Here is a 12,254-nt window from a genome sequence, read left to right on the forward strand (position 1 = left end):
GCATTGAGAAAATGGTAAGAGGTAAAAGGTAATTGCATTTTGTCAGTGGTCAGTAGTCGTAGTTATTTGTACTCACTGCTGAAAACTGTCAACTAACTATTGACAAAGCTTTTAAACAGTATGACCAAGGCTTGGTATTGGCGATCGCTACCCTTAGAAAAGCGCACAGGTTCGGAAGTTTTTGCTGCTCTTTTTCGCCCCACCGCCGCACCGGGAATTGCTACCTTACTGGAAAGTCCCTACCCAACGCCAATCGATCATCCCCAACTCAGCCGATATTCTATCTGTGCAGGCGCTCCTCGCATCGTCGATGGCATTCCCCAGATGTGGACACCAGAAGTAGGGGAGGTTTTCCCCTTTCTAGAAAAGTTATTACAGCAAGGGGTAGTGGGACATGAGGGGGATGAGATAGCATTTGCTTCCCCTACTTCCCCATCTCCCCCACCTCCCCATCTCCCCTTCATCGGCGGTTGGTTGGGTTGGCTAGGCTACGATGTCGCATGGGAAATTGAACAGTTACCCCGTCAGAAAATTGATCCCTTGCCATTTCCTGTAGCTTTTTGGTATGAGCCAGATTATTTTGCAGTCTTGGATCACGCGCAACAACTTCTTTGGCTAGCCGCCAGTCATGCAAGTGGACTCGATGAGTTAGAGGAGAAATTAACAAACGAAGACGCGAGGAAAAAATTATCCGTGTCTCCCTGTCTCCACGTCCCCGTGTCTTCTTCGCCTCCTCTGTTTTTGACATCGCAATCAGATTATGAAACAGCTGTAAACCAGGCGAAAAAATATATTCAAGCTGGAGACATCTTTCAGGCAAATCTTTCATTGCGATTTCAAGCATCTACATCGGCTTCTGGCTGGGAAATTTACCAAGCCTTGCAAAAAATCAATCCTTCTCCTTTTGCCAGCTATTGGCAGACGCCTTGGGGGGAAGTGATCAGTTGTTCGCCGGAACGATTGGTACTGTTGCAAAATCGGCAAGCCCAAACCAGACCGATCGCCGGAACGCGATCGCGTGGTGCTACACCAGAACAAGATATGCAACTGGCACAAGATTTACTCAGCAACACCAAAGAACGTGCAGAACACATCATGCTAGTAGATTTGGAACGCAATGATTTAGGGCGAGTTTGTGAATGGGGAACGGTTACTGTTGACGAATTGCTAACAATTGAGCGGTATAGCCATGTGATGCATCTTGTCAGCAACATCAAAGGTATTTTAAAAGGCGAATACACTACCATTGATTTGATTCGCGCCACGTTCCCAGGCGGCACAATCACAGGTTGTCCCAAAGTTCGTTGCATGGAAATTATTGAAGAATTAGAACCTATGCGGCGCAGCTTATTCTACGGTTCCTGTGGCTATTTAGATTGGCGTGGTCATTTGGATTTAAATATTTTAATCCGCACCCTGTTACTAGCTCCCGCGTCTCAAGAAGGTGGAGGAGTAGGGGAGGCAGGGAGAGCAGGGGAGGCAGGGGGAGCAGGGGAAGTAAATTCTTTTTCATCTTCCTCGTCTCCCCACTCAAGAATCATCTCCCAGCACTCAGCACATAACATCGTCTGGGGACAAGTTGGCGCAGGAATTGTGGCAGACAGCAATCCTGAGAGAGAATGGTATGAATCTCTGCACAAAGCTCAGGCACAACTTGTAGCCCTAAAAATGCTAGATCCTCAATCAGGGAATAGGGAATAGGGCATTGGGCATTGGACATGGGGAAAGACTTGTTACAAGTTCTCACTCAAGTCACCTTGTCTCCCCTGCCCCCCCTGCTCCCTCTGCTCCCCCTGCTCCCTTATCCCCCCACTCCCCAATTACGATTTTGCGCCATTGGGCGACAGTTGTGGCAGTATAGAAAGAAGTTAAAAAGTTCGCTATTGCCGTTGGAAACTTCAAAAGGGTGTTTTTCCTTGCCACGCCGAACTTTTAACAAGAGGATCAGGACTATTTTGTGCGTTGTCCTTACAGATTGGGAAATCGAAGTCACCAAAGCAGATGGTGAAGTTTATCGACCAGCCTCTACTCTCTGAATCAACGCTTCGCGGCTTTTGTTGTACCATTTCGCTTCACTACCACTAGCTTCATCTGCCCATTAGGAACTAGATCAAGGTCTTCGTAACCGCAGTTTCGCATTTTAAGCAAATATTCTGACGAATGTTGGTATTATCGTCTGAATGTTTGGAATTCACTGCGAAAAGATATACATACTCCCACCTTGACTACACCTTGACTCTTAAATGAATCCAGAAAACGCAGAAACTTACATAAACCATCCAACTTGGGGTTTACTCTACAAAATCTGTATGGTTGATGAGAACCAGGATTTGTTCACCACACTTTATGCCCAGCGCTTATTTTTTTTGGTCGCAAATGACGTTAAAGGTGTTAAATTCCAGTCTCTAGGACGTACTGAGGCTAGAATGATGTTGGAAAATCGCTTACGTACCCTGCGGCGCAGTGGGCAATCTCAGGAGTACGATCAGCTTCAGAGTGTTTTCCAACGCACCTTCCAATGAATAGTTCGATTTCCGAACGTATTGTTACCATTCGTTCCTCACTGCCAACTTCAGTCAAATTGATTGCTGTTAGCAAGCAAGTTTCTGTCCAGGCCATTCGGTCTGCCTATGCCGCAGGAATTCGTGATTTTGGGGAGAGTCGTATCCAAGAAGCCGCCAGCAAACAAGCCGAGTTGCAAGACTTACCGGATATTACCTGGCACTTTATTGGACATTTGCAAAGCAATAAAGCCAAAAAAGCCATCGAGCAATTCCATTGGATTCACTCCGTCGATAACTTGAAGCTGGCACAGCGCTTAGATCAATTGGCGCAACAGCTAGGAGTGAGTCCCCAGGTTTGCCTGCAAGTGAAAATTCTCCCCGATCCCACCAAGTCTGGTTGGAGTATGCGAGATATTTTGGCTGATTTACCCACACTCAACCAATACAAAAGTTTACAAATTCAAGGTTTGATGACAATTCCGCCTTCAGGATTAAATGATTCCGAAATTCTTAATGTGTTTAATCTCAATCGTGAACTAGCAAAAGAAATCCAGGAGCAAAACTGGTCGCATATTAAAATGCAGCACTTGTCTATGGGTATGTCAGGCGACTACGAACTGGCTGTGCAAGCAGGCGCAACGATGGTACGATTAGGAACCATATTGTTTGGCGATCGCTCTTAAGCATATTACACATCCCTCTTCTAGTTGAGTATCAAGTGCAAGTAGGCGCAATGAGGGTGCGATTAATAACCATATTGTTTGGCGATCGCTCTTAGCCGATTAATCATTAGCCTTGGAGGTCGGTATTAATAGAGATCAGGATTTGTTGACAAGAATTTTGTAACAGACTGGTGCAATTGGAAACAAAGGATATAGTATTGACAAGAGCAATCGCCAAGGGAAAATGGGGTGTAAAGAACTTTCCTTCGGACAAACCTTAGGATATAATCTTGACTCATTATTATGTTTAGGCGATGCACAGACCTTTCCAATAAGTGTCAGTTCATCGCCAAAACCAGTAGTATCGGTTACAAATAGCAAGAGACTTGCTGAAGTATCCACCGATGTAGCGATTCGCTCCTAGCTTAATTAATCCTCAGCCAAGTCAATACAGGCTATTCGCACCAGGAGAGTACACACACAATGAACAACATATTTTCCAAACTCAGAGACTTTGTGGGTCTAAATGAGCAAGTGGAATACGAGTATTACGAAGAAGAACCAGAAACAGATAATAATTACCAAAATCTCTATCAGCAAGAAAATCCCCAACCAGCACCACAAGAGAGCACAGCCGCTCAAAATCGACGCTGGCGGGAACCATTGCCTACAATGGGAGATGATATCGCAGCAGGTTCAAAGCCAATGGGGAATGTGATTGGTATGCCAGGAGCAATTAACGGAATTTCGGAAGTTTTAGTACTCGAACCACGCACCTTTGAAGAAATGCCTCAGGCAATTCAAGCGTTGCGAGAACGCAAGTCAGTGGTATTAAATCTGACAATCATGGACCCCGATCAAGCTCAACGAGCAGTAGATTTTGTTGCAGGTGGTACCTACGCACTAGATGGACATCAAGAGCGCATCGGTGAGAGCATCTTTTTGTTTACGCCAAGTTGTGTCCAAGTTAGCACCCAAGGTGGCGTTCTTCATGAAGTACCACAACCACCAGCACGTCCCTCTCGTCCTACCGGTTCTCCAAATCAAACCTGGGGCAACGAAACTAACCGGATGGCACAATAAAGTTAAATTGGTTGTTAGTCCTTTGTCCTTTGTCATTTGTCCAGGGTTTTAATGATAGTGACAAATGACAAACGACTAATGATTAATGCCTAATGACTAAGTGATCAATGACTATAAAATTTGGTTTAATTGGTGGTGGGGTAATGGGAGAAGCACTCTTATCCCGCCTTATCGCGCTTGGAATTTATCAATCATCAGAAGTCATCGTTAGCGAACCGCTATCTTCACGCCTAGATTTTTTAAAACAGCAATACGATGTTGCTGTGACGACAGATAATAGCCAGGTTTTCACCGAAGCCAAAGAAGTTGTCTTTTTGGCAGTAAAGCCGCAGGTGTTTAGCGCGATCGCTCAAGAATTAGCAGATATTGATATTTTTAATAGAGAACATTCACCTCTAATCATTTCCATCTTAGCGGGTGTGCCTTTAAATCAGCTTGAAGCTGCATTTGTGCAATTGCCAGTAATTAGAGCAATGCCCAACACCCCAGCAACTGTGGGAGCAGGAGTTACCGCGATTTGTTCAGGTGCATACACCAGCCCGAAGCATCACCAAATAGCACAGCAAGTTTTTTCTGCTGTGGGCGAAGTGGTGGAAGTGTCAGAAGCCTTGATGGATGCAGTCACAGGGTTATCTGGTAGCGGCCCGGCTTACGTAGCACTGTTAGTAGAAGCACTTGCTGATGGCGGAGTAGCCGCAGGTTTACCTAGAGCAATTGCCAATCAACTAGCCTTGCAAACCGTACTGGGAACAGCGAAACTGTTGCAGGAAACCAAAATGCACCCAGCAGAACTCAAAGATCGTGTGACCAGTCCCGGTGGTACAACCATTGCGGGGATTGCCAAGCTAGAACAGGCAGGATTTCGTTCAGCTTTAATAGAAGCAGTAAAAGCTGCCACAGAGCGATCGCAAGAGCTGGGAAAATAATAAAGAGTCATTAGTCATTAGTGAGCCAGCGCGGTCTTGGGGGTTTCCCCCATGAGTGACTGGCGAACCCGTAAGGGTCATTGGTCATTTGTGAAAAACTAATGACTAATGACAAATGACAAATGACTATTAACGAAGTTGACAAAAGACTCGTTAGTATAGTAAACAATCTGGTTGCAAATGTGATTGAGTGAATTATCCTGCGCCGTCTCCAGAACTTGACTTAGGGACTATATTTCCCTTTGAACTGGATCAGTTTCAAAAAGAAGCGATCGCGTCCCTAAACGCCGGACGCTCGGTAGTCGTATGTGCCCCTACAGGTTCGGGCAAAACATTAGTAGGAGAATACGCCATTTATCGCGCCCTGTCGCGAGGAAAACGTGTATTTTACACTACTCCCCTGAAGGCGCTGTCGAATCAAAAATTACGTGACTTTCGAGAAAAATTCGGGTTTGAGCAAGTCGGACTGTTAACTGGAGATGCTTCCATTAACAGAGATGCACCGATTTTGGTGATGACCACAGAAATTTTCCGAAATATGCTCTATGGCACACCCATTGGGCAAGTTGGCATCTCATTAGTAGACGTTGAAGCGGTGATCCTTGATGAATGCCACTACATGAACGATCGCCAGCGCGGCACAGTTTGGGAAGAATCAATCATCTATTGTCCCCGTGAAGTTCAATTGGCAGCCCTCTCAGCAACGGTTGCCAACAGCGATCAACTCACCGATTGGCTAAATCGCGTTCACGGGCCAACTGACCTGATTTACTCCGATTTTCGCCCAGTCCCGCTGGAATTTCACTTTTGCAATCCTAAGGGGTTATTTCCCCTGTTGAATGATAGCAAAACCAAAATTAACCCCCGCCTTCAGAAAAAGAAGGGGAAAGGGGGAGAAAGGGATAGAGGCAGAAGTGGTAGACCTGAAGCTCCTGGTATAATTTTTACCCTTAGCCAGTTAGAGCAACGGGATATGCTACCAGCAATTTACTTTATCTTCAGCCGCCGGGGATGTGATAAAGCAGTGGCGGAAGTAGGTGATTTATGGCTGGTAAATAATGAAGAGTCCCAGATTTTACGGCAACAGATTGATGACTTTTTAGCCCGCAATCCTGAAGCCGGGCGTTCTGGACAAATTGCACCCCTGTACCGGGGAATTGCTGCCCACCATGCCGGAATTTTGCCTGCTTGGAAAGCACTGGTTGAAGAACTATTTCAGCAGGGGCTGATTAAAGTAGTATTCGCCACTGAAACGCTAGCAGCGGGAATTAATATGCCCGCCCGGACAACGGTAATTTCTACCCTTTCCAAGCGGACTGACACTGGACACCGCTTGTTGAACGCTTCTGAATTCCTGCAAATGGCGGGACGAGCAGGCCGTCGGGGGATGGATAAACAAGGTCATGTGGTGACAGTCCAAACTCCCTTTGAAGGAGCCAAAGAAGCGGCGTATTTGGGAACATCTAAGCCAGACCCCCTAGTAAGCCAGTTTACGCCTAGTTATGGCATGGTACTCAACTTACTGCAAACCCACACCCTAGAGCAAACTAGAGAGCTGATAGAGCGCAGTTTTGGGCAGTACATGGCGACTTTGCATTTACGGCCAGAATATGATGAGATTGCCGAACTGCAAACACAATTAGCTCAACTTCATGAGCAAATCGCCGCAGTTGATGAAAATGAACTGGCTATTTATGAGAAATTGCGGCAACGCCTGAAAGTGGAACGCCAGATATTGAAAACCTTGCAAGAGCAAGCGCAAGAAGACCGACAAGAAGAATTGGTGATGATGTTGGGCTTTGCAGTGTCAGGAACTCTGTTGAGTCTTAAGGGCAAAAATATCACAGTGTCTTCACCCGTAACCGCAGTGTTAGTGGGAAAATCGCCTGGTTCTGGTCAAGCTCCTTACTTGGTATGCTTGGGGCACGATAACCGCTGGTATGTTGCAACCACAGGGGATGTAGTCGATTTGTATGCCGAACTACCGCGAATTGAGGTGCCACCTGATGTGCTACCACCGCCAGAGATGCCTTTAAAACCAGGACAGTCGCGTCGTGGTAACGAAGAAAGCTTTGCGATCGCTGTGCGTATTCCCGATCCGATAGAATCTTTGCATCTGGCACCAGAAGTAGCAGAACAACTCAGTCGCACTGCTGCCGTCCAAGAGCAATTAGAAGCTCATCCCCTACATCAATCAGGCAATGCTGCAACGCTTTTCAAGCGCCGGGCCCGCTATGTCGAACTAGAAGCCGAACTCGAACAGTTGCAAGGGCAAGTAGAGCAACAGTCACAACGTCATTGGGAAGAGTTTCTGAATTTAATCGCAATTCTGCAACACTTTGGCGCTTTAGATAACTTAGTCCCAACGCAATTAGGGCAAATTGCTGCCGCCATTCGAGGGGAGAATGAATTGTGGTTGGGTTTAGTATTTGCTAGTGGTGAATTGGACAACTTAGACCCACACCATTTAGCAGCCGCCGCAGCGGCTTTGGTAATGGAAACCCCCCGTCCAGATAGTAAGGTGAACTTTGACCTCAGTAATGAAGTCGCAGAAGCCTTAGCAAAATTGCGGGGAATTCGCCGCCAAATGTTCCAACTACAACGGCGGTATAACGTAGCGCTGCCTATATGGTTGGAATTTGAGTTAATTGCCATAGTGGAACAATGGGCGCTGGGAATGGAGTGGATAGAACTCTGCGAGAACACCACCTTGGATGAAGGGGACGTGGTGAGAATTTTACGCCGGACGTTGGATTTATTATCGCAGATACCCCACGTTCCCCATTTGCCAGACTCTTTCCAGCGTAATGCCTATCGGGCGATGCAGCTGATTGATAGATTCCCTGTGAATGAGGTGGTTGAATAAATAGGACGCTCTTACCCAGAGAGAGTATTTAATAATTTCTGTGCCTAAGAGCGTCTATCCATCTTTGCGTCTTTTTCTCTCTGTACATCCTCTTCGTCAACATTAATTTGAGGGGTTTGGAGTAATAATAAAAACCCCCCAACAATGAATTTAGATTTGACCAAATAATAGTAGTGGTACGTAGTTAAAAATGCTTTTTTGGTTTCGTATATCTTCTATACGTAATTAATCAAATGTATCTAACAGAAGTTATAGTCGCTACAAGCGCTATTCAATCTTAGTACACCAAGTTTCCGGTACCGCGCAACTGACGCAAAGAATTTATACATAATGGACAGTCGCAGCCAAATGTCTTAATTGCAGCATCGCTTTCTTCATCAGTAAAATTCAACATGGCAACATTCTGATCTGATACTGATGTGACAATGGTTGCGGAACGTGTAGAGGTATACGGTTGCTTTCTCTCTGAATCTCGAATGCACACAAAATCTTTTCCACCATGTGGGTTGGTTATACAGGTACGACCGTCTTCTGTATGCAGTAATCGTTGTGTAATACTAGTACTAGCATGGGCAGGATGAAATACCGCCAGGGTAGACATCATCGACACAAAGATTGAGGAAGTGGAAAGCAAATTCAAAAGAATTTTTTTGTTCATAGATTTCCTTGAGAAAATTGTCTACATAGTTTAGGGTATTCGATTCACTTTCAAACTTCAAGTGAATTTCCCCTAAGAATAGCTAGCCTGACACGTGTTACCCAAGAAAGTTCCATATCTACCGAGTTTAATTGCAAATTTAGTGGCTACAGCAGAATTCAGCAGTCAAATAGACTTGATGTCTGGCTACCAAGCCTAAGTTGTCTACTTCAGCAAATTGAAATCCGCTGTATATTCTCAAGATAGTGATTGTTTGCTTGATGTAAGTATAAGACTTTAATTAAATTAAACCTCGTGGTCAGTGGCTCTAGCCCTTTAAAATCTGATGCAGAGCGATAAATCGCTCACTGCGAACAAAATTTTTATCTTAAATTATTTCATACAATTGACAACTGCTATAGCTATCTTGACAAGGTTATAAATCTTAATTCTAACCAAAACATAGTATAAATATTTAGCAATAAATTTGATATAGATTCTCGTTCTTAAATTATCAACTTGTAAAAACTTATTTTTTTCATTACATTTGGAAACAGGCTCATATATCAAGTAATTTACTAGCCTCAACAGCAAAAATGAAGCGGAAACTACATTCAGAATCTTCAGGTTGTTCCAACTGTGAACATGACCATCACGAGAATCATCACCACGATCACAATCATCATGAGAATCATAACCATGACCATAATCATGACCACGGCGGAGAATTCAATCTGAAAAATGAGCTATTGCCTTTGGTTGTGATTTTATGTTTATATGCACCTGGTGTAATTTTTGAAGATCAATTACACAATACATTCTATTCGATAGGGGAATATCTGCTTTTCATCCCTGCCTATTTATTAAGTGGATGGAGTGTTTTAAAAACTGCTGGGCGCAATATTCTCAGAGGTAGAGTATTTGACGAAACATTTTTGATGACAGTCGCGACATTAGGGGCGATCGCAATTCATAAGTTACCCGAAGCTGTCGGAGTCATGTTATTTTATAAAATTGGGGAATTGTTCCAAGATATTGCCGTAAGTCGTTCACGTAATTCCATCAAAGCATTATTAGAAGTACGACCAGACTATGCAAATATTCAAATAGAGGGAAAACTCAAGCAAATATCTCCAGAAACAGTAAATATTGGGGATATTATCGTTGTTAAGCCTGGAGAAAAGATTCCCTTAGATGGCGAAATTATAGATGGTAATTCGCAAGTTGATACATCGGCACTAACTGGAGAATCTGTACCGCGAACAGTAAGGCTGGGAGAGACAGTTTTGGCTGGGATGATCAATAAAATAGGTGTTCTCAGCATTAGAGTAACAAAACTATTTGATGAATCTTCCATTGCTAAGATTTTAGATTTAGTGCAAAATGCCAAAAGTAAAAAAGCAGAAACAGAAAAATTTATTACTAAATTTGCCCGATATTATACGCCAATAGTAGTTTTTACATCTCTAGCAGTTGCAATATTACCTCCTTTATTCATTTCTGGTACAACTTCTTCCGAATGGGTTTATCGTGCCCTAATTTTATTAGTTATCTCCTGTCCGTGTGGACTCGTTATCAGTATTCCATTAGGTTACTTTGGAGGTGTAGGAGGTGCAGCTAGACGTGGGATTTTGGTTAAAGGCTCCACTTTCTTAGATACTTTAAATGCAGTCAATACAGTTGTTTTTGATAAAACTGGAACGTTAACTAAAGGGGTATTTAAAGTAGCCAAAATAGTACCATTAAATGGCTGGAATGAACAAGAATTACTGCAATTAGCTGCCAAAGTAGAATCACACTCAAATCATCCCATTGCTAAATCTATCTGCAAGGCTTATGGTGGAAAAATCGATGAATTTGAGGTGAGAGATTATGAAGAGATAGCAGGCTATGGAATTAGAGCCAAGGTTGAAAATAGGGTAGTGATAGCAGGCAGCGATCGCCTATTGTATAGAGAGAATATTGCTCATGATAATTGCCAGTTAGAGGGAACAGTTATTCATCTAGCAGTAGATAATATTTACGCTGGATATATTGTCATTGCTGATGAACTTAAAGAGGATGCTAGACAAGCTATTCAAGCACTCAAGCGAATGGGTGTAGAGAGAACAGTAATGTTGACAGGAGATAATCAAGCAATCGCCTCCCGAATTGCTCAACAGCTTGGCATAGATAATTACGAAGCAGAGTTATTACCTGAAGAAAAAGTTAATGCCATTGAGAAGTTACTCAGTACCGCTGGCAAGCATGGTAAAGTTGCCTTTGTTGGGGACGGAATTAATGATGCACCAGTGATTGCTAGAGCAGATGTTGGCATGGCAATGGGTGGATTAGGTTCAGATGCAGCGATAGAAACTGCTGATATTGTGATCATGACAGATGCCCCTTCAAAAGTGGCAGAAGCAATACAAATCGCCAGAAAAACCCGCAGAATTGTTTGGCAAAATATTGGGTTTGCATTAGCAATTAAAGGTGTATTTATTGGGTTGGGTATTTTTGGTATAGCAACAATGTGGGAAGCTGTCTTTGCTGATGTGGGAGTAGCAATACTTGCAATTTTCAACGCAACTAGAGCGATGAAATAAAATTTTTGGAAAATCGGGAATCCATAATTGGGAAATTGTAGTAGTTAAAATTGAAGAGCAAGGATTTGTTTCTTTAATGCTTCTCACTCATACTCTGGTACCCTAAATAGAACCCATGAATTCATCAATCAAAGGCATTGCTACAGCTACTTTAGCTTTACTGCTAAACTATTCAGCAAATCCAGCCTTTGCACTACCGCAGAAAATCAATCATCCAGTTACTATTGCTAAATCGCAACCCTCAAAAGATATCTTGATTGTTCCTGGGGAAAGCGTAGGGCCGATAACACGCACAACCACCAGGCAAGATTTAGTGAAGCTATTTGGTGCATCCCATCTGGTTGATAAAACTATCTCTGGTGCTGAAGGAATTGGTAGTTTTGCAGCTACTCAGTTAAATCTAAATCAGGGGCGATCGCTCTTGGTAGTCTGGAGTGATAATACTCGTACTAAACCTCTAGATGTGCGTAATCTGGGTTCAGCTTGGAAAACCCGCGAAGGTATTGGTGTTGGAACCCCATTAAGCGAATTACGTAAGAAGTTAGGTAACTTTAAACTCTATGGATTGGAGTGGGATTACGGCGGCACGATTTTGTTGGATAGTAGTAAATTATCCCGTTATCAAGGCAAACTTATTTTACGAGTAGACGCTGCTCCCAATGCTTCTGAAAAGTTCCCCAATGACTACCAAGCAGTTTCTGGGGATGGTACTTTTTCTTCCAGCGATCGCCACTGGAAACCTTTGGGGATTAGGCTAGCAGAAATTATTGTTGTATTGAATCCAAGTGACTAGTGGTATGCTAAACATCAGTTTGCTTGCTAGGGCGTAGAGGAACTATCGAGACGACCTTTTTATACTAAGTCTGAAACTGGTAAATTACTGACAGAAGAAATTACATACAGTGACATCTCATGTCGCAATGATGTTTCCGTGATTGAAACCAAACACAGTAAACCAGATTTCTAGATCGATAATCTGGCTAGTTGTATT

Annotated in this window: 9 protein-coding genes; 8 read left to right on the plus strand and 1 reads right to left on the minus strand. The window is 43.6% G+C overall.

The features are described 5' to 3' along the window. Positions 1 to 120 precede the first annotated feature (120 nt). The 6 genes from RM347_RS10140 to RM347_RS10165 all read left to right on the plus strand — a co-directional run bounded on the left by RM347_RS10140 (position 121) and on the right by RM347_RS10165 (position 8,041). Positions 121 to 1,701 carry an anthranilate synthase component I gene (locus tag RM347_RS10140; protein ID WP_322716303.1) on the plus strand — a complete coding sequence of 527 codons (1,581 nt, stop codon included), beginning with the start codon at positions 121 to 123 and terminating at the stop codon, positions 1,699 to 1,701. Positions 1,702 to 2,243: 542 nt separating this feature from the next. Next, entirely contained in the window at positions 2,244 to 2,522 is a 279-nt protein-coding gene (gene pipX / locus RM347_RS10145; RefSeq protein ID WP_109010971.1) for a transcriptional coactivator PipX, read from the plus strand. After that, positions 2,519 to 3,187 carry a YggS family pyridoxal phosphate-dependent enzyme gene (locus tag RM347_RS10150; RefSeq protein ID WP_322716304.1) on the plus strand — a complete coding sequence of 223 codons (669 nt, stop codon included), beginning with the start codon at positions 2,519 to 2,521 and terminating at the stop codon, positions 3,185 to 3,187. Before pipX ends, RM347_RS10150 begins: the two co-directional genes overlap by 4 nt. 462 nt (positions 3,188 to 3,649) lie before the next feature. Next, a complete protein-coding gene (locus RM347_RS10155) occupies positions 3,650 to 4,249 on the plus strand; it encodes a cell division protein SepF (RefSeq protein WP_322716305.1) in 600 nt (199 codons plus the stop codon). Between the two features lie 107 nt (positions 4,250 to 4,356). Beyond that, a complete protein-coding gene (gene proC, locus RM347_RS10160; RefSeq protein WP_322716306.1) occupies positions 4,357 to 5,175 on the plus strand; it encodes a pyrroline-5-carboxylate reductase in 819 nt (272 codons plus the stop codon). A gap of 190 nt (positions 5,176 to 5,365) precedes the next feature. Beyond that, on the plus strand, positions 5,366 to 8,041 hold the full coding sequence (locus RM347_RS10165) for a DEAD/DEAH box helicase (RefSeq protein WP_322716307.1): 2,676 nt from the start codon (positions 5,366 to 5,368) through the stop codon (positions 8,039 to 8,041). Between the two features lie 277 nt (positions 8,042 to 8,318). On the opposite strand, the gene RM347_RS10170 is transcribed toward RM347_RS10165, so the two are convergent. Continuing rightward, positions 8,319 to 8,699 carry a hypothetical protein gene (locus tag RM347_RS10170; protein ID WP_322716308.1) on the minus strand — a complete coding sequence of 127 codons (381 nt, stop codon included), beginning with the start codon at positions 8,697 to 8,699 and terminating at the stop codon, positions 8,319 to 8,321. A gap of 575 nt (positions 8,700 to 9,274) precedes the next feature. Here RM347_RS10170 and RM347_RS10175 point away from each other — a divergent pair. Further along, positions 9,275 to 11,263, plus strand: coding sequence for a heavy metal translocating P-type ATPase (locus RM347_RS10175; protein WP_322716309.1), 1,989 nt, complete (start codon positions 9,275 to 9,277; stop codon positions 11,261 to 11,263). Between the two features lie 115 nt (positions 11,264 to 11,378). Beyond that, on the plus strand, positions 11,379 to 12,056 hold the full coding sequence (locus RM347_RS10180; protein WP_322716310.1) for a hypothetical protein: 678 nt from the start codon (positions 11,379 to 11,381) through the stop codon (positions 12,054 to 12,056). Positions 12,057 to 12,254: the final 198 nt, after the last annotated feature.

This window comes from Nostoc sp. ChiQUE02 (assembly GCF_034531305.2).
Taxonomy (GTDB): Bacteria; Cyanobacteriota; Cyanobacteriia; order Cyanobacteriales; family Nostocaceae; genus Nostoc.

Excerpts from the sequence above, each read along its gene's own strand:
- RM347_RS10175 (WP_322716309.1), top strand. The coding sequence starts at position 9,275 with ATGAAGCGGAAACTACATTCAGAATCTTCAGGTTGTTCCAACTGTGAA.
- proC (WP_322716306.1), top strand. The coding sequence starts at position 4,357 with ATGACTATAAAATTTGGTTTAATTGGTGGTGGGGTAATGGGAGAAGCA.
- pipX (WP_109010971.1), top strand. The coding sequence starts at position 2,244 with ATGAATCCAGAAAACGCAGAAACTTACATAAACCATCCAACTTGGGGT.
- RM347_RS10180 (WP_322716310.1), top strand. The coding sequence starts at position 11,379 with ATGAATTCATCAATCAAAGGCATTGCTACAGCTACTTTAGCTTTACTG.
- RM347_RS10155 (WP_322716305.1), top strand. The coding sequence starts at position 3,650 with ATGAACAACATATTTTCCAAACTCAGAGACTTTGTGGGTCTAAATGAG.
- RM347_RS10140 (WP_322716303.1), top strand. The coding sequence starts at position 121 with ATGACCAAGGCTTGGTATTGGCGATCGCTACCCTTAGAAAAGCGCACA.
- RM347_RS10150 (WP_322716304.1), top strand. The coding sequence starts at position 2,519 with ATGAATAGTTCGATTTCCGAACGTATTGTTACCATTCGTTCCTCACTG.
- RM347_RS10170 (WP_322716308.1), bottom strand. The coding sequence starts at position 8,699 with ATGAACAAAAAAATTCTTTTGAATTTGCTTTCCACTTCCTCAATCTTT.